This is a genomic window from Pseudomonas sp. GW821-FHT11D10 (assembly GCF_058808435.1).
In genome coordinates this window covers 44519-63402 of sequence record NZ_JBXARR010000008.1, presented here as the reverse complement: position 1 = coordinate 63402, position 18884 = coordinate 44519, and the positions used below count along the sequence as shown (strand labels likewise).

Annotated in this window: 13 protein-coding genes; 8 read left to right on the top strand and 5 right to left on the bottom strand. The window is 61.4% G+C overall.

The features are described 5' to 3' along the window. Positions 1 to 40 precede the first annotated feature (40 nt). Positions 41 to 1651 (top strand): pyoverdine maturation tyrosinase PvdP, encoded by a 1611-nt coding sequence (pvdP, locus tag AC1RT4_RS21990; protein WP_493087832.1) that lies wholly within the window; start codon positions 41 to 43, stop codon positions 1649 to 1651. Between the two features lie 33 nt (positions 1652 to 1684). Here pvdP and AC1RT4_RS21985 read toward each other — a convergent pair whose 3' ends face one another. Genes AC1RT4_RS21985 through AC1RT4_RS21975 form a run of 3 tightly spaced genes read right to left on the bottom strand, consistent with a single transcriptional unit; the run spans position 1685 to position 6233 of the window. After that, the gene (locus tag AC1RT4_RS21985) at positions 1685 to 3079 is read right to left on the bottom strand and encodes an efflux transporter outer membrane subunit (protein ID WP_493087831.1); all 1395 of its coding nucleotides are present in this window, start codon (positions 3077 to 3079) and stop codon (positions 1685 to 1687) included. A gap of 7 nt (positions 3080 to 3086) precedes the next feature. Further along, positions 3087 to 5060, bottom strand: a complete 1974-nt coding sequence (locus AC1RT4_RS21980) for a MacB family efflux pump subunit (protein WP_493087829.1) — start codon at positions 5058 to 5060, stop codon at positions 3087 to 3089. Then, positions 5061 to 6233, bottom strand: a complete 1173-nt coding sequence (locus AC1RT4_RS21975) for an efflux RND transporter periplasmic adaptor subunit (protein ID WP_493087827.1) — start codon at positions 6231 to 6233, stop codon at positions 5061 to 5063. 318 nt (positions 6234 to 6551) lie between these two features. Here AC1RT4_RS21975 and AC1RT4_RS21970 point away from each other — a divergent pair, with 318 nt between their 5' ends. From AC1RT4_RS21970 to AC1RT4_RS21940, 7 genes are all read left to right on the top strand, one after another. Next, the gene (locus tag AC1RT4_RS21970) at positions 6552 to 7034 is read left to right on the top strand and encodes a sigma-70 family RNA polymerase sigma factor (RefSeq protein WP_007956380.1); all 483 of its coding nucleotides are present in this window, start codon (positions 6552 to 6554) and stop codon (positions 7032 to 7034) included. A 113-nt stretch (positions 7035 to 7147) separates the two neighbouring features. Then, positions 7148 to 8485, top strand: coding sequence for a lysine N(6)-hydroxylase/L-ornithine N(5)-oxygenase family protein (locus AC1RT4_RS21965; RefSeq protein ID WP_493087825.1), 1338 nt, complete (start codon positions 7148 to 7150; stop codon positions 8483 to 8485). Positions 8486 to 8979: 494 nt separating this feature from the next. Further along, positions 8980 to 11679 (top strand): magnesium-translocating P-type ATPase, encoded by a 2700-nt coding sequence (gene mgtA, locus AC1RT4_RS21960; protein WP_493087823.1) that lies wholly within the window; start codon positions 8980 to 8982, stop codon positions 11677 to 11679. A gap of 55 nt (positions 11680 to 11734) precedes the next feature. Next, on the top strand, positions 11735 to 12451 hold the full coding sequence (locus tag AC1RT4_RS21955) for an MgtC/SapB family protein (RefSeq protein WP_085607898.1): 717 nt from the start codon (positions 11735 to 11737) through the stop codon (positions 12449 to 12451). Positions 12452 to 12560: 109 nt separating this feature from the next. Continuing rightward, on the top strand, positions 12561 to 12995 hold the full coding sequence (locus AC1RT4_RS21950; RefSeq protein ID WP_493087821.1) for a chemotaxis protein CheY: 435 nt from the start codon (positions 12561 to 12563) through the stop codon (positions 12993 to 12995). A gap of 107 nt (positions 12996 to 13102) precedes the next feature. Further along, positions 13103 to 13729, top strand: coding sequence for a response regulator (locus AC1RT4_RS21945; protein ID WP_493087819.1), 627 nt, complete (start codon positions 13103 to 13105; stop codon positions 13727 to 13729). A gap of 10 nt (positions 13730 to 13739) precedes the next feature. Then, complete coding sequence (locus AC1RT4_RS21940) at positions 13740 to 16952, top strand: ATP-binding protein (protein WP_493087817.1); 3213 nt, start codon at positions 13740 to 13742, stop codon at positions 16950 to 16952. A 4-nt stretch (positions 16953 to 16956) separates the two neighbouring features. Here AC1RT4_RS21940 and dkgB read toward each other — a convergent pair whose 3' ends face one another. Both dkgB and AC1RT4_RS21930 read right to left on the bottom strand, forming a co-directional pair. Continuing rightward, the gene (dkgB, locus tag AC1RT4_RS21935) at positions 16957 to 17760 is read right to left on the bottom strand and encodes a 2,5-didehydrogluconate reductase DkgB (RefSeq protein WP_493087815.1); all 804 of its coding nucleotides are present in this window, start codon (positions 17758 to 17760) and stop codon (positions 16957 to 16959) included. A gap of 116 nt (positions 17761 to 17876) precedes the next feature. Beyond that, positions 17877 to 18785 carry a LysR substrate-binding domain-containing protein gene (locus tag AC1RT4_RS21930; protein ID WP_493087813.1) on the bottom strand — a complete coding sequence of 303 codons (909 nt, stop codon included), beginning with the start codon at positions 18783 to 18785 and terminating at the stop codon, positions 17877 to 17879. Between the last annotated feature and the right edge of the window lie 99 nt (positions 18786 to 18884).

Below are 18884 nucleotides of genomic sequence, written 5' to 3'. Positions count from 1 at the left end.
CTTGGATAAAGCCTGCTTCATGGCTGACACAGGTAGGGCAATGAAGATTTCTCGACGATGGTTCATGGCAGGCCTGGCGCTGACCGGCGCTGCGGTGCCTGCGGCGTATTTTGGTCATCGTGAATGGACCAGACCGGACCCCACGATCACCCCCGGCGAGGCGTCGTTCGACGTGGCCGACACGGCCGGTCAGCGTCTGGCGAACAAGCTGCGCGGGGTTTGGGATATCCGTTTCGAGGGCCGTGACGCGGGTGTCGAAGGGCTGCCGGCAAGCGGTCTGCAAGTGTTTCTCGACATCGGCCAGAAGGGGCGCGGTGTCTGCGGTTTTCTGGATACGCCCGAGCGTCTGCGTTCCGGCGAAACACCGCGTTACCGAATAATCGGTGATCTGGTCGGTGGCGACGCAGCAAAGCTAAGCTGGCGGCTGATCAGTGCCAACGGCCATATCGACTACGAACTGCAAATGGTCCTCGACGAAGTCTGGGCCGATTTCGGCAACGCCGGCAGCGGCAGCCTCAGCGGTCGGGTGTCGCGTCTGGATCGGCCGTTGGCGCTGCCGATGCAGGACAACCGCTTCATTGCTGTCAAACATCTGTTCCCCGAAGCCCGGCAGCGCACGCCGCTGAACCCGACGCTGCTGGCGTGGCTGATCTCTCCCGAGCATCGGTTGTTTCACCAGGTCTGGCACGCCACGCGGGACAAATGGCACACCCTTGCCGAAGACAAGCGCAACGCGTTGCGCGGTCTCGGCTGGCAACCCGGCCCGCGCGACAAGGAGCGCGATGCCCGTGGCGATCGCAAGGACCGCAACGGTTCGGGCGTCGACTTCCTCTTCATGCACCGGCATATGCTGGGCACGGCGCGTTCGATGCAGGACCTGCCGTCGTGGGAGTATTTCCCGCTGCCGCAACCCGAGCTGATCCGCGACCGGATCGGCTTCGCCCGTTACTTCGACAACCACGACGGCACGGCACTGCCGCCGACGTGGCTGGCCGATGGCGACAATGAGTACAGCCAGTGGGTCAGCGACCTGAAAACTGCCGAGACTTATGAAAGCAATTTCCAGGTCTGGGAATCGCAATACCGCGATCCGGCTTATCTGGCCAAACTCACGCTGGGCCAGTTCGGTTCTGAAGTGGAGTTGGGGCTGCACGACTGGTTGCACATGCGCTGGGCCTCGGTGCCGCGTGATCCGTCCAACGGCCAGCCGGTGCCGTTTGCCCGGGATCCGGCGGATTTCGCCGCGCGCTGGTTTGCGGCGGAAAACGACTTCCTCGGCGATCCGTTTTCATCCCACGTCAATCCGGTGTTCTGGCATTTCCATGGCTGGATCGATGACCGCATCGAGGACTGGTTCCGCGCTCATGAGCGTTTCCATCCGGGCGAAGTCACGCGGCAAGTGGTCAACGGTGTGCAGTGGTTTGCGCCGGGGCGCTGGAACGAGGTCGCGGACCCGTGGCTGGGGCCGACCACCCACGGCTGCAGCACCACCCCGGGGTTGCAGGTGGGCAAGTCAGTGGAGATGGATCCCGAGACCATGAAACTGGCGCTGCGCATCACCTTCATCGGCGACGAGAAGAAACTCGCCGCGCTGTTCCGCCGCGTGCCGCAACGGCCCTGGTATGCGCGTCATTTGAAAGCCAAGGTTTGAAGCAAAAGATCGCAGCTTGCGATCTTTTGTTTTTCAGCGCGTCTCCCAACCCCCGCCCAACGCTTTGTACAACGCAATGCTCGCCTGCATCCGCGCCAGCCGCAGTTGCACGTTGAGATCCTGCGCGGCGTACAGCGTGCGCTGGGTTTCCAGCACGGTCAGCAGATCTTCAGCGCCGGCCTGATAGCGGCTCTGGGAAAGGTTGAACGCGGTCTGTGCCTGATTCAGTTCTTCGGTCTGCCATTGCCGCTGCTGATCCAGACCCTGAATGCTGTTCAGGGCCTTTTCGACGTCGGCGAAGCCATTGATGATCGCGCCGCGATAGGTTTCCAGCAGTTCTTCCTGGCGTGCGGTCGCCTTGTCGCGTTCTGCAGACAGGCGACCGTTATTGAAGATCGGTGCAATCAGCCCGGCGGTGAGGTTGTAGAACGGGCTGCGCATCACATCGTCGAAGCGATTGGCGCCGGAGCCCAGCTGCGCACTCAGGGTGACCTTGGGCAGCATGGCGGCGCGGGCGACTGTGACGTCTGCCCGGGCGGCTGCCAGTTGCGCTTCGGCGCGGGCGATGTCCGGGCGGCGGGTCAGCAGGTCGCTGGGCAGCCCGGCAGCGATTTGTGGCCATTGCAGTTGATCGAACGATTCGAGGCTTGGTGACAATTCCTGCACTGGTCGTCCGAGCAGCGCCGCAAGTCCGATTCGCGCGTCCTCGGCCTGTTGCTGCACCGTGGGCAGTTGTCGCTGTTGCGCCGCCACCAGACTTTTCTGCTGGGCCAGTTCCAGCGCGGTAGCGGAGCCGGCATTGAAACGGGTCTGCACCAGTTGCAGAACACTCTGTGCGTTGGCCAGGTTCAGCGCGGCAATGCGGCTTTGTTCCTGCAATGACAGCGCCTGGGTGTAGCGGTTGGCGACGTCGCTGAGCAGGGTCAACTCCACGGTGGCCTGATCGAACTCACTGGCGCGCAGGCCCTGGCGGGCACTTTCGCGGGTGGCGGCCTGACCGCCCCAGAAGTCGATCTCATAACTGGCGCTGAGGTTGGCGTCGAAGTAGTCCACGGCCTTGTTGCTGTTGTCGGCATCCAGTTGGCTGTAGCCGTTGCCGCGCAGCAGTTTTTGGCGGTTGGCATTCAGGCCTGCGGTTATTTCCGGTAATTGCGAACCGCCTGCGATCACTGTGCTGGCGCGAGCCTGACGTACGCGGGCAATGGCGGCGGCCAGATCATGACTGCCGTTTTGCGCCTGTCCGATCAGTTGGTTCAGGTGCGGGCTGGCGAAGTGTGTCCACCATTGCTGGTTGGTCTGCGCCACCGATTGCCCGGTCGGCGACTGCCACGCGGCGGGGGCGGTCACGCCGCTTTCCGGGCGTGGGGCGGGGCTGCCGCAGGCGCTCAGCATCAGGCAAAGGGTCAACAGGCTCAGTTGCGGTTTCATAGATCGATCATTCACTGGTGAGGGCCGTGACCGGGTCGAGCCGGGCAGCTTTGCGGGCGGGCATGAAGCCGAAAACGACCCCGGTGATCAGTGCGCAGGCGAAGGCGCCGGCGATTGCCACCAGGGAAAATGCGACAGCGACTTCGCTGAGTATCAACACGCCGCCAACGAGCAGTGCCAGGCCGATGCCGGCAATGCCGCCGACCACCGACAGCATCACCGCCTCGGTCAGGAACTGACGCAGGATGTCGCGCTGACGGGCGCCGGTGGCCATGCGGATACCGATTTCGCGAGTGCGTTCACGCACGGTCATGAGCATGATGTTCATCACGCCGATGCCGCCGACCAGCAGCGAAATCGCGGCAATCGAACCGAGCATCAGCGACAGGGTGTTTTGCGTGCGGGCTTCGGCCTGAATCATCGCGGCGTTGTTGGTCAGTTCGAAATCCTTCTTGCCGTTGTGCAACTGCAACATCAACTGCTCGATGGCCATTTCGGTCTCATGCACCTTGCGCGCGTCAGCGGCGGCGATCACCACGTACTCGGGGTTGTGCGTGCCGAACAGCCGCACGCTCGCAGCGGAGTAGGGGATGGCGATGCGATTGTCGCTGTCCTGATCGCCGGAACTGGCGCCTTTGCCGGCGAGTACCCCCACCACCTGGAACGGCACGTTTTCGATCAGGATGTATTGGCCGATGGGATTGCTCACGTTCTTGAGCAACTTGTCGCGGACCTTCTTGCCGATTACCGCCACGGCTGCACCGTTGCGCTCATCGGCCTCGGTGAAATAGCTGCCCTCGACCACCGGCCAGTTGAAGATGTCCGGGAAATTGGTGTCGTTGCCGCCGATGTAACTCATGTGATCGAGGTTGCCGAAGCGCACCCCGGCTTCAGCACCGTTGACCGGCATGATGCGAGTGATCTGCGGCAGGCTGGCCAGTGCGGCGACTTCATCCAGGGTGACGATGCCCGGCGGCGTGCGTGGGTTCGGCGCGGCGCCGCTGAGGTAAATGATGTTGGAGCCGAACGCGCCCATCTGTGCCATGACCTGGCGCTTGCTGCCTTCACCGACCGCAAGCATGACCACCACCGACGCCACGCCGATGATGATGCCCAGCAACGTCAACGCGGTACGGAAGCGGTTGATCCACATGACGCGCCACGCCGCCTGCACCGCATCGACCAGTTCGCCTTTCCAGGCACCGCTCGCTTCGCTGCCCTCGCTCAAGCGCTTGCGCAGATCCACGGCCTGCAAGGCTCCGGGGTTGGCGCTGGCCTGCACGGTGGGGTCTTGCGCGGCGCTGTCGCGAATGATCAGGCCGTCGCTGATTTCAATGATGCGCTTGGCCCGAGCCGCCACTTCACGGTCGTGGGTGATGAGGATGACCACATGACCCTGGCTCGCCAGCTCGTCGAGCAGCGCCATCACTTCCTTGCCACTGTGGCTGTCGAGGGCCCCGGTCGGTTCGTCCGCCAGAATGATATGGCCGCCGTTCATCAAGGCGCGGGCAATCGACACCCGTTGTTGCTGGCCACCGGAGAGTTGGTGGGGGCGGTTGCCGGTGCGTGAGGCCAGACCGAGGCGCTCGAGCAGGGCGGCGGCCCGTGCATGGCGTTCGGCGGCGGGAATGCCGGCATAAATGGCCGGCATCTCGACGTTTTCCTGGGCGGAGCCGGACGGAATCAGGTGGTATCCCTGAAACACGAAACCGAAGGCTTCGCGACGCAGCCAGGCCAGCTCATCGGTGTCCAGGCCGGCGACGTTTTCCCCGGCAAACCGGTATTCGCCGGACGTGGGGCGGTCGAGGCAGCCAAGGATGTTCATCAGCGTCGATTTGCCGGAGCCGGACGCGCCGACAATTGCCACGAACTCGCCGGCATGGATCGACAGGTCGATGCCGCGCAGCACGTGAACTTCGGGCGCGTCGCCACCACCGTAGGATTTGCGGATGTCCTGCAGGTCGATCAGGGGCGTTTGCATTCAGCCTCCGTTGCCGTCGGCCGGGCCGATCAACAGGTGATCGCCTTCGCTGAGACCGTCGAGGATCTGCACTTTCAAGCGATCGCTGATGCCGGTGCGTACGATGCGCTGCTCGATGTCGCCGTTCTGCGCCACGACCCGGGCGATCTGGCTATCGGGTTTTGCGCTGCCATGCAGGGCGGCAATGGGGGCGGTGAGGACGTTTTTTGCCTCGTTGGAGACGAAGAACACTTGCGTGGTCATCTCTGCCATCAGCGCGTTGTCGGCGTTGTCGACATCCAGCAGCACGGTGTACAGCACCACGCGACCGGCACCGCTTTTGGTGGTGCTGGTCGGGCTGCCGCCACCCTGGCTGGTCTGGTCCAGCGGTTTGGGCGGCACCGGCAGGATCTGCCGCACGGTGCTGCTCCAGCGCCGGTTGCCGCCGCTGAGGGTGGTGAAATAAGCGCTCATGCCCGGTTTGACGTGGCCGATGTCGGCCTCGGAAACCTCAGCCCAGACCGTCATCGGCGACAGTTTGGCGATCCGCAGGATCAGTGGCGTCTGTTGTTGGGCGTTGAGTGTCTGGCCTTCGCGCGCGTCCAGTGCGACCACGGTGCCGGCCATCGGTGCGAAGATCCGGGTGTAACCGAGCTCGGCCTGATCGCTGCGCAGGCTCGCCTGTGCCTGACGGATCTGCGCCTGAAACATGTCGATGCGGGCCTGCGTGGCTTTCAGTTCGGCGCGTGCGGTTTGCACGTCTTCTTCACGGGTGGCGCCGCCGGCAGCCAGGTTCTGCTGGCGCTGATACTTCTGACGCGCCAGTTCATGTTGAGCCTGTTGTTCCTGCAACTGCGCCTTCAGGTTCTCGATGGAAAACTGGCTGGCGTCGAGTTTGGCCTTTTGCGTCGCGGGGTCGATCTCCACCAGCAACTGACCCTCCTTGACCACGTCGCCGACTTCCACGTGGATCTTGCGAATCTGCCCCGACGCCTGGGCGCCGACATCTACGTAACGGCGAGGCTGGAGGGTGCCGAGTGCGGTCACGCTGCTTTCTATATCGCCACGGGAGACTTGCACGGTGGCGAATTTGTCCCGACCGGGCGGCAACACCTGCCAGGTGGCAACAGCAATAACGGGGATAAGGCAAAGGGCGATGAGCAGGGCGCGTCGGGCGGGGCGGGGACGTTTCATGCAGGGTTCCGGCCAGTGGAAATAGGCCCGTCGTTCAGCGGGCACCGTGAACGGGCCACGATCGAACGCTGTCGCAGGGCGCGACAGACACGGGGGCTGTCCTTTAAACGAAAGACGGGGTGGGGAATTTAAGCGCTGAAAAACGCGGTAACAGGTATAGCTGGCAACAATTTGTCGGGCAAATGGAAACAGCACTTTAAATCTATATGAGAATTACTATAAATTACGCACCTGAAATTGCCACTACCGTGCCACTGCCCGTTTCGACAGTCGCGGATCTGGCTCAAGGATCGAAACCGCACGCTGCGGCGGGGAATCATGTTGGAAAACTACTATCGCGAGTTGGTGTGTTTCCTGAACGCCAGGCTCGGCAACCGTCAGGTGGCCGAAGACGTGGTGCATGACGCTTATCTGCGGGTGCTGGAGCGATCCAGCGAAACGCCGATCGAGCAGCCTCGGGCATTTCTCTATCGCACAGCCCTTAACCTGGTGATCGACGACCATCGGCGCAATGCCCTGCGTCAGGTCGAATCGCTGGAAGTGCTCGACAGCGAAGAGCGCTACTTCACCCCGTCCCCCCACAACACCTTCGATCACGGCCAGCGACTGGAGATGCTCCAGCGTGCCCTGGCTGAACTTTCGCCGCTGTGCCGCGAAAGTTTTCTGTTGCGAAAGATCGAAGGTCTGTCGCACCCCGAGATTGCCGAACACCTAGGGATTTCCAAGGCTCTGGTGGAAAAGCACATCGTCAACGCCATGAAGCATTGCCGCCTGCGCATCAAACAATGGGACGCCCATTGAGCCGTCGTCGTTAAATTTTATTTCACTGTCCTCGTTCCTACTCAACAGACGATCTGCTGTCCTGCTCAAGGCCGGTCAGGTCACTCAGGCTTTTCGTCCAGAGGACACTGGAAATGACACAGGCAATTGCATCGCCCATCGTTCACGACCTGATCGGCGTCGGTTTCGGCCCTTCGAACCTGGCGCTGGCCATCGCTCTGCAAGAGCGCGGCCCGACCCAGGGCGAACTGGATGTGCTGTTTCTCGACAAACAACCGACCTACAGCTGGCACGGCAATACGCTCTCGACCCAGAGCGAGTTGCAGATTTCCTTCCTCAAGGATCTGGTGACCCTGCGCAATCCGACCAGCCCGTATTCGTTCGTCAACTACCTCAAGCACCACGGCCGTCTGGTGGACTTCATCAACCTCGGCACCTTCTATCCGTGCCGCATGGAGTACAACGACTACCTGCGTTGGGTCGCTGCACAGTTCACCGAGCAGAGCCGTTATGGCGAAGAAGTGCTGACCATCGAGCCGGTGCTGCACAACCATCAGGTCGAAGCCCTGCGGGTGATTTCCCGGGGGACGGACGGCCAGCAATTCGTGCGCACCGCGCGTTCGGTGGTGGTCAGCGCCGGCGGCACGCCACGCATTCCCGAAGCGTTCAAGGCGCTGAAGGGCGACGGTCGGGTGTTCCATCACTCACAGTACCTGGCGGAAATGGCCAAACAACCGTGCGTCAACAACCAGCCGATGAGCATCGCGATCATCGGCGGCGGGCAGAGCGCGGCGGAAGCCTTCATCGACCTGAACGATTCGTTCCCGTCGGTGCAGGTCGACATGATCCTGCGCGGCTCGGCCCTGAAGCCGGCGGACGACAGCCCGTTCGTCAACGAAGTGTTCTCGCCGGAGTTCACCGACCTGATCTTCCAGCAGAAGAGCAGTGAGCGTGAGCGTCTGGTCAACGAGTACCACAACACCAACTACTCGGTGGTCGACATCGACCTGATCGAGCGTATCTACGGCATCTTCTATCGCCAGAAAGTCTCGGGCGTGGCACGCCACGCGTTCCGTACCCTGACCACTGTCGAGAAAGCCACTGCCACCGAACACGGCATTGAACTGACCGTGCGCAACAACGCCACCGGCGAAGTCACTGTACGTGCCTACGACGCGGTTGTGCTGGCCACCGGTTACGAGCGCCAGATGCACCGCAAACTGCTGGCGCCGCTGGAGGAGTACCTGGGCGACTTCGAAGTCGATCGCAACTACAAACTGATCACCGACGAGCGCTGCAAGGCCGGTCTGTACATGCAGGGCTTCTGCCAGGCCAGCCACGGTCTGAGCGATACGCTGCTGTCGATCCTGCCGATCCGCGCGGACGAGATTGCCGGCTCGCTGTATGAGCATGGCAAGAACCGTGGGCACAGCCGTTCGGTGATGGATCTGTTGCTGGCGACTGCCAGCTAAGTATCCTCTCGACCAGATCGTTCCCACGCAGTGGGAACGATCCCGGTGCCAATCCTGAACCCTTCCTGAACACCCGCCACATTCCCCGACACACTTCCTTTTGCGGGTTTACTCTCCAGACATCGGGGCGTAAGCTTCGCGCGTTTTCATCAATAGCGGAGACCCACAGTGGGTACTTGTTCGAGTGACAGTTGTCGGCCGGTCCTTGTAACCGGCGGATTCTCGGCAAGATAACGCGCATTCCTTTGTGCCGTTGTCTCGCCGAACAGCGAGCAGCGGCATCCCGATCATGACCGGTCCCGGTCATGTCCCGACGTCCTTCTCATCGACACTGAAAAGCCTGTGAAGTCGACTTCATCGTCGTCATTGCAGCCCTATCGACACGCCTGTCTTTTCTGACCGGCGCGCCACGCCTTGCCGTGCCGGTTTCCCGGTGCCCAGGACGAGGACGTACCTGCTCGACGGTTTCCCGGCTGACCATAGGGGCAACAGCCATGAAACTTACGCTCAAGGAATTTTTCGCAGGCTTCCTGCGGACCCGCCACATCGCCCGGCACTTCCGTCGCCTGGCCTTGCTGGAAACCCTCAGCGACACCACGGTCAGCCGTGAAGTGCCGCCGACTCTCGCCAATACACTGGTGGACGCCGCCCATTGCGACAGCGGCGTGCTGCTGTCGAACCTCGGTACCCACACCGACGGCCTCACCGATTTCGAAGTCGATGTACTGCGCGCGCAGCACGGCCTCAATGAAGTCGAACACGAGCAACCGCTGCCGTGGTGGACCCACCTGTGGCACTGCTACAAAAATCCTTTCAACCTGCTGCTGACCCTGTTGGCGGTGATCTCGTGGCTGACCGAAGACCTCAAGGCCGCCATCGTGATTTTCTCGATGGTGGTGCTGTCGACGCTGCTGCGCTTCTGGCAGGAGAGCAAATCCAACCAGGCCGCCGACGCGCTCAAGGCGATGGTCAGCAACACCGCCACGGTGCTGCGCCGGGATGCGCCGCGCGCTGAACTGCCGATCAAGCAACTGGTGCCCGGCGATCTGATCGTGCTCTCGGCCGGCGACATGATTCCTGCCGATTGCCGAGTGCTCAGCGCCAAGGATCTGTTCGTCAGCCAGGCGGCGATGACCGGCGAATCGATGCCGGTGGAAAAATTCCCGCGTCAGGCCGATCGCGACACGCGCAATCCGCTGGAACTCGACAACATCCTGTTCATGGGCACCAACGTGGTGTCCGGCACGGCGGTGGCGGTGATTCTCACCACCGGCAACAGCACCTATTTCGGTGCGCTGGCGCAGCGGGTCGGGGCGACTGATCGCGCGGTGACTTCGTTCCAGCAAGGCGTGAACAAAGTCAGCTGGCTATTGATCCGCTTCATGTTCGTCATGGCGCCGCTGGTGTTGTTCATCAACGGTTTCACCAAGGGCGACTGGACCGAAGCATTGCTGTTCGCGTTGTCGATCGCCGTGGGCCTGACCCCGGAAATGCTGCCGATGATCGTCACCTCGACGCTGGCCAAGGGCGCGGTGTTCCTGTCGCGCAAGAAAGTCATCGTCAAGCGCCTGGATGCAATCCAGAACTTCGGCGCCATGGACGTGTTGTGCACCGACAAGACCGGCACGCTGACCCAGGACAAGATCTTCCTGGCACGCAATGTCGACGTCTGGGGCGAAGACTCCGATGACGTGCTGGAAATGGCCTACCTCAACAGCTACTACCAGACCGGCCTGAAAAACCTGCTGGATGTGGCGGTGCTGGAACACGTGGAAATCCACCGTGAGCTGAAGGTCGGCACGGCGTTTCGCAAGGTCGACGAGATCCCGTTCGACTTCAACCGTCGGCGCATGTCGGTGGTGGTCGAAGGGCGCGGCCAGCCGCATCAACTGATTTGCAAAGGCGCGGTGGAAGAGGTTCTGTCGGTGTGCAGCCGGGTTCGTCACGGTGAAGTCGACGAGGCCTTGAGCGATGAATTGCTGGCGAAAATCCGTCAGGTAACAGCAGCATTCAACGCTGAAGGCTTGCGTGTGGTAGCAGTGGCGGCCCGGTCGATGCCTGAAGGTCGCGACACTTACAGCCTGGGCGACGAGCAGGAACTGACGCTGATCGGTTACGTGGCGTTCCTCGATCCACCGAAGGAAAGCACCGCCCCGGCACTCAAGGCCCTGGCCGAACACGGCGTGGCGGTGAAAGTGCTGACCGGCGACAACGAACTGGTGACCGCCAAGATCTGCCGCGAAGTGGGCCTGGCCCAGCAAGGCCTGTTGATGGGCAACGACATCGAGCGTATGAGCGACGCGGAACTGGCCATGGCGGTGGAAACCACCAACGTGTTCGCCAAGCTGACGCCGTCGCACAAGGAACGCATCGTGCGCATCCTCAAGGGCAACGGCCACGTGGTCGGGTTCATGGGCGACGGCATCAACGACGCCCCGGCGCTGCGCACCGCAGACATCGGGATTTCCGTGGACAGCGCGGTGGACATCGCCAAGGAAGCGGCCGACATCATCCTGCTGGAGAAGAGCCTGATGGTGCTGGAGGAGGGTGTGCTGGAAGGGCGCCGAACCTTCGCCAACATGCTCAAGTACATCAAGATGACCGCCAGTTCGAACTTCGGCAACGTGTTCTCGGTGCTGGTGGCCAGTGCGTTCATTCCGTTCCTGCCGATGCTGCCGATGCACCTGCTGGTGCAGAACCTGCTGTATGACATTTCGCAGATCGCGATCCCGTTCGACAACGTCGACGACGAGATGCTGAAACAGCCACAACGCTGGCAGCCAGGGGACGTCGGGCGCTTCATGCTGTTCTTCGGCCCGATCAGTTCGATCTTCGACATCACAACGTTCGCCTTGATGTGGTACGTGTTCGATGCCAACACCCCGGATCACCAGACCCTGTTTCAGTCCGGCTGGTTCGTGGTGGGGCTGCTGACCCAGACGCTGATCGTGCACATGATCCGCACGCCGAAGATTCCGTTCCTGCAAAGCCGCGCGGCCATGCCGTTGCTGGTGATGACCGGAATCATCATGGCCGTGGGCATCTTCCTGCCGATGGGGCCGCTGGCGCACTACTTCAAATTGCAGGCGCTGCCATCGATGTACTTCGTGTTCCTGCCGGTGATCCTGCTGGCGTACATGGCGCTGACCCAGGCCGTCAAAGGTTTCTACATCCGACGCTTCGGCTGGCAGTAACAGGCAAGAATTCCCCCCTTGTGGGAGCAAGGGGGGCGGTTTCAAGGAGTTCGACATGCAAGCGATCAACAATCTCAACCTCACCTCATTGCTCGACACCCTGGTCAGCCTCAGCGCGGCGTTCATCCTCGGCGGCCTGATCGGCTTCGAACGCCAGTACCGGCAACGCACGGCGGGCTTGCGCACCAATGTGCTGGTGGCGGTCGGGGCGGCGATTTTCGTCGACATGGCCAACCGTCTTGCCGGTGCCGAAGGCGCGGTGCGGGTGGTCGCGTATGTGGTCTCCGGCATCGGTTTTCTCGGTGCCGGGGTGATCATGCGCGAGGAAGGCAACGTGCGCGGGCTCAACACCGCCGCCACGCTCTGGACCTCGGCGGCCGTCGGCGCCTGCGCCGGTGCCGACCTGCTGGCCGAAGCGGTGCTGGGCACCTTGTTCGTGCTCGCCGCCAATACCTTGCTGCGGCCGATCGTCAACAACATCAACCGTCAGCCGCTGGACGTGGTCTCGGCGGAAGTCACCAACATCGTCTACGTCATCGCTAGGCGTTCGCAGCAGACCGCCGTGTTCGCCTTGCTTGAAGCCGAGCTCGAACGCAGCAACTACCCGGCCAGTGACGTCGATGTGCACGCCTTCGGGGCCGACGAAATCGAGATAGAAGCCACGCTCGCAACCACGTCGGTGGATGGCGATGAGCTGGATGCACTGGTGAAGCGGATTTCCACTTCAAGCCTGGTAGTGCAGGCGTTCTGGAGTCCGAGCACGACGGAGTAACTTCTTTAATCCGGATGAGTGACGGTTTTTTTCGGAAAAGTCCTACAGAGCGCATCCCGATGCTTGGGTAGTCTTGCCGCCACTTGAAGCGACTACCCGGACTTTCACATTGACCGACAAAACCCTGCGCATCCTGATCGCCGACTTGCAGCATTTTCACCGGATGAAGATCGAGCGCCTGTTCAATGGCCTGGATTACTACCGCATTGCACCGGTGCAAAACCTTGCCGAACTGCTGACGCTGGTCGATTACGGCGGTCAGCCGTTCGATGTCCTGGTGATCAACGCCGAACTGGCGGCCGGGATCGAGGATCTGAGCGGTTTTCTGTTTGATCATCCGCAAATCCGGCGGGCGCTGGTCTATGGTGAGCCGGCAAATGCCTCAGGAGTTTCCGGGCATTTTGGCGCAAAGATCCTCACCAGCCCTGCACCTTTGCCCTCTATTTGCGCCATCGAACAGTTGATGACCTCGGTCGAGGCTTCATTTGGGTGCCCATCGCGTGTTCGATCACAGATCGGTCTATCGCACAACTGTCAGATCTGACAGGTGATTCAGCGTGTACACCGTGCAACAGTTGTAGCGCCGCTACCAATAGTCCCGTTCATGCAAGATCGGTGGCGTCATGTCAGGTATTCGCCCCGGGAGTGGTCATGGGTTCAGCCTTGATTGTTGATGATCATCCAGTGGTGGTGGGTGCCCTTCGACTGGTTCTGGAGTCTGCGGGTTACAAACCGATTCATGTGACTTCCAGCGGTGTCGATGTGGTGCCAATGCTCCGTGAACACGCGCCGGAACTGGTCGTGCTCGACCTGAAGCTCAACGGATTCGGTGGCCTGGAGGTGTTGGAGCGCATCAGAGCCATCGGACTGGTCTGCAAGGTGGTGATTTTCACTTCGGCCGACCCTGAACACTATCTGATGCGCTGCCGACGCGCGGGGGCGATGGCTTTTGTCGCCAAGTCCGCCTCGATGCAGCATTTGCAAAATGCTATCAAGGCCGTCCGTTCGGGTTATAGCTACTTTCCCGAAATGCCCGTGGTCAATGCCGGGCAATCCGAAGCACATCGCGATGAGCGAGAGTTGATTAAACTTCTGTCCACCCGCGAAATGGAGATCATGCTGAAGCTGGCCGGAGGCGAGTCCAACAAGCAGATTGCTCTGGCGATGAACCTCAGTCACAAGACCATCAGCACCTACAAGACCCGCCTGATGCTGAAACTTGGAGTGAGCTCGCTGGTGGTCTTGCGAGAGTTTGTCAAACGCAACGGCCTGTTTTGACAGGCTGCCCATGAAATGTCCTCTGCGGTTCCTTCTCCTTTCGATACTGATGCTTGCAAGCGCAGTGAGTGCGACCGAGGCACAAAGGCTGGAAATAGTCTCCCGCACCCGCCTGGAAGGCGTGCAGGTTCGCCTTGATGACCAGGATAAACAGTGGCTGAGCGCGCACCCGGTATTGCGCATCGGTGCCTCCTGGCCGGATTACCCGCCCTTTGAACTGACCCGCAAGCGCCACGAGCTGGAAGGCCTCACAGCCGATTACGCCGACGCGATCGCCCAGGTGCTGAACATCGGCGTCGAAGTCTGGTGCTATCCCGACCGCGCAAGCGCCATGGCCGCACTCAAGGCTGGCGATCTTGATCTGTTGGGCACGTCGAACAACTTCGAAATCGCCGATCCCGGGCTGATGCTGTCACGCGCCTACGCCGAGGATCAACCGATGTGGGTGACCCGGCTCAATGAGGCGTTACCGGATGATCTCACCGGCAAACGCATTGCCATGGTGGACGACTATCTGCCAGCCTCGACCATCGAAGAGGCTTACCCGCAAGCTTCCCTGCAGCGTTATCGATCGATTCTCGATGCCCTCGGCGCCGTGGCGTTCGGCCGGGATGATCTGTACCTCGGCGACTTCATCAGCGCCAGCTACCTGATCAACACCCATTTTCAAAACGACCTGCAACTGGCCGGGCCCGCGGGCCTCGACGCCAGCCCCTTCGGCTTTGCCCTGGCCCGCAGCAACACCCGATTGGAACGCCTGGTCAACAAGGCCCTGCTGGCGATTCCCATGGAGCAGCGCCTGGCGATGGAACTGCGCTGGAGCGCCGGGCGCGCCGACAGGGCGGCGCAGTCGCGGGTGAGCCTGAGCGACAGCGAGCAACTATGGCTGGATCAGCACCCGGTGGTGCGGGTCGGCGCTATCAATGATTTAGCACCGCTGACATTCTTTGACGCTGATGGCCGCTTCAGTGGCCTGGCTGCGCAACTGCTCAACCTGATCAGTCAGCGCAGTGGCCTGAGGTTCGAGGTGGTGCGCGGTCAGTCTCTGGATCGTCAGGTCGAGCAGCTCAGAAACGGTGAGCTGGATCTGTTGCCGGTGCTGACACCGAGCCGCGAGCGCGAAACGCAAATGTTGTTCACCCGCTCGTACGCCAACAGCCCCTTTGTCTTGATCGGCGATTCGAAGGTTCAGGCGCCGCGCAGCCTTGAAGAAATGGCGGGCAAACGTCTGGCGCTCTATCGCGGCAATCCGTTGCGCGATTATCTGCTGGAGAACGTACCGCAGATCCGCCTGATCGAGTTGCCGAGTCCGGCGGACGGCACACGCGCGCTGCTCGACGGTCGGGCCGATGCAACATTGAGTTCGTTGCTGGTGGCGCGTTACCAGATCGATCACCAATACCGCGATCGCTTGCGCATTGTTTCCACGCTGGGCGATCTACCGGCCAGGATCGCCATGGCCACGGCGCCGGATGCTCCGCAACTGCAATCGATTCTGAACAAGGCACTGCTGGGCATCGCCCCTCAGGAAATCGACGGACTGGTGGCGGGCTTGAGTCGTAACGTGGTGGTGCGAGACAGCTATTGGCTGCGTCATCGCGAGCAAATACTGCGCGGGTTTGCCGTTGCCGCCGGATTGCTGTTGCTGGCATTGGGCTGGATCGGCTTTCAGCGTTGGCAGATCCGCCAGCGCCAGCAATGGGTTCAGCAGTTGCAGGAGGCCAAGGACGCGGCCGATGAAGCCAACCGCGCCAAGAGCACGTTTCTGGCGACCATGAGCCATGAAATCCGCACACCGATGAACGCCCTGATCGGCATGCTTGAGCTGGCCCTCAAGCGTGCCGATGAAGGCGTGACCGATCGCCAGGCGATCGAGGTGGCGTCCAGCGCCGGCCAGCAACTGCTGGCATTGATCGGCGATATTCTCGACATCGCACGCATTGAGTCCGGGCATTTGTCGCTCGTTCCCGAGCGCGCCAATCTGCGCGAAGTAGTGGCGTCGGTGTGTCGGATTTTCGAAGGCCTGGCCCGGCAGAAACAGCTGTTGTGGCACGTAGAGTTGGATGAGCGCAGCAACGTCGAGGTGATGCTCGATCCCCTGCGTTTCAAACAGGTGCTGTCGAACCTGTTGAGCAATGCAATCAAGTTCACCGATGACGGCGAGGTGAGCCTGCGTTTGCGCGTATTCAGCGAGCACGATGGGTTGATTGAAGCGGGCGTGATCGTCGAAGACAGTGGCCGGGGGATCAGCACCGAGGATCAGCAGCGGTTGTTCCGCCCGTTTGTGCAGGTCGGCGATCATCAGTCTGTGACGCAGGGCGGTTCTGGCCTGGGGCTGGTGATCAGCCGCAATCTGTGCCGGATGATGGGCGGTGATTTGTGGATGAGCAGCGAGTTGAACCGCGGCACTCAAGTCATGCTGCGAATGGAGCTGCCGGTGCTGGCGCCGCTTGTGCAAGAGGCTGTAGCGGTGCCAGCGGCAACGACGGCGAACTCGCTGAACGTGCTGGTGGTGGATGACCATCCGGTGAATCGCCTGCTGTTGTGTCGGCAGTTGAGTGAACTCGGGCATCGCCCCGTTGACTCCGGTGGCGGTGAGGATGGGCTGGCGTTGTGGCGCGAGCAATCTTTCGATGCGCTGATCACCGACTGCAACATGCCGGGGCTCAACGGATATGAACTGACGCGCGCGGTGCGTCAGGAAGAGGCCGCGACGGGCAGGGCGCCCTGTCTGATCCTCGGATTTACCGCCAATGCGCAAATGGAAGAAAAGCAGCGATGCCGGGCAGCCGGGATGGACGATTGTCTGTTCAAGCCGGTGCTGTTGCGCGAATTGAGTCAGGCGCTGATGGCCGCCGTACCCGGGGGAGTGCAGGTCGACAGCGTGGACGATCTGCCAGTGGACGAGTTCGATCTGAGTGCACTGTTGCAACTGGCAGGCACGGACAACCCGCTGATCGGGCAATTGCGTGAGGAGGTGCTGAGCAGTCTGCGCATCGACCTGAAGCGTCTGGACGCATCAGGCCGTGATCGCGAAGTCTTGCGTGATCTGGCGCATCATGTCACGGGCGGGGCGCACATGATCGGTGCCGAGCGCGTGGTCTCGGCGTGTCGGGTACTCGAGCAGGCCTGCCGGGACGATGAGCCTGAAGCGGCATTGACGGCCGCCATCGAGTTGCTGCGCGTGGCCATGCACGACCTCGCGCAGCAGCTTCAGGCCTGATTGGTCAGTCCCACTGCGGCGCGATGTCTTTGGGGCTGGTCAGGCGATGGCCGCGATCCAGTGTGGCAATCAGCGCCATGTCGGCGTCGCTCAAGGTCAGCGCCGTGGCGCCGAGGTTGCCTTGCAGGTTGGCGCGCTTGGTCGACGACGGAATCACCGCGTAACCCGACTGCATCGCCCACGCCAGGGTGACCTGCGCCGGGGTGGCTTGCAGTCGCTCGGCGATCTGCACGATCAACGGATCCTTCAACACTTCGCCATAGGCCAGGGTCATGTACGACGTGATCTGGATGCCCTGACTTTGCGCGAATTCCACGACCTTGCGGTTTTGCAGGTACGGGTGCAGTTCGATCTGGTTGGTGGCGATATTTTCTGCGCCGACCGCCGCAATCGCCTGTTTCATCAGGTCGATGGTGAAGTTGGACACGCCGATCTTTCGGGTCAGGCCCAGGCGTTTGGCTTCCAGCAGCGCGCCCATGAATTCTTCGACCGGCACCTGATCTTCCGGCGACGGCCAGTGGATCAGCGTCAGGTCGAGATAGTCGGTCTGCAACTTTTGCAGGCTCTCCTTGAGGCTTTCGATCAGCCGGTCCTTGGCGAAGTTGGCGATCCAGATCTTGCTGGTGATGAACAGTTCGTCGCGGGCGATGCCGCTGGCAGCGATGGCCTCGCCAACGTCAGCTTCGTTTTCGTAGATCTGCGCGGTGTCGATGACCCGGTAACCGAGTTCAAGGGCAGTGCTCACCGAATCGATGACCACCTGACCTTGCAGGCGAAACGTACCAAGACCGAAAGCGGGAACAGACATGCAGGACTCCAGGGTTGCAGTGGGAATGGGCAGGAGTATCCGCGTCTGATTCCTCGGGAAAAACCGCTGTCGGGGCAAAGTACTGTTGATCAAAAGGCACGAATCAGTCTCGAGTTTCACGCGATATCGCTGTGAGCAAATTCCTCACCCAGAAAATCGATCAGCGTGCGCACCGACGGCAGCAACCCCCGGCGCGATGGAAAGATCGCATGCACGATCCCGCATTTCGGTGCCCAACCCGGAATCAACTCCACCACGCGTCCTGCCGCGATGTCTTCGCGTACGACAACGCTCGGCAGATGCGCAACGCCGACTCCGGCAATCACCGCCTGACGCAGGGCAATCAGGTCATCGGTAACCAGCCTTGGCGTATGGCGGATCTGCGCTGAAGCGCCGTTCGGTCCGAGCAGTTCCCACTGATACTCACGTTGTGCCGCGCCCCAATGCAGGCTCGGCAAACCATTGAGATCGGCAGGCGAGGGCGGGGACGACAAGCGTTCGGCAAACATCGGGCTGCCCACCACCGACTGGGTACTGTTGCCCAGCACCTTCATCACCATGTCGGTGTTTTCCAGCGGCGGGAAGCGCACGCGCAAGGCGATATCGAAACCTTCATGCAACAGATCGACGCGGCGGTTGGTGCTCTCGATGAACACTTCGACCAGCGGATACTTGAGCATGTAGCGGGTGAGCATCGGCCCGACCCAGGAGTTGAGCAGCGCCGTCGGGCAACTGAGACGGATCAGACCCTGAGGTTCGGAGCGGTTGCGCTCGATCAGTTCGGCGGCGCTCTCGGCCTCGACCCGCATCGCCAGACAGCGCTGATAGTAGGCCTGGCCGATTTCGGTGAGTGAACAGTGCCGGCTGGTGCGGTGCAGCAGGCGCACGCCGAGGCGTTCTTCGAGCTGCGAGATGCGCCGGCTGAGTTTTGATTTGGGTATGTCCAGTGCCCGCCCTGCGGCGGCGAAACCGTGATGCTCCACCACTTGGGTGAAGTAATAGAGGGTGTTGAGGTCTTCCACCATCGTTCTCCATATGGAACGCTAAAGCTGATTTTTGCAGTCTAGTCCATCAAAGGTCATGGATTTAAGCTTTATCCATCGCGTCATTCACCCGATTGGAGG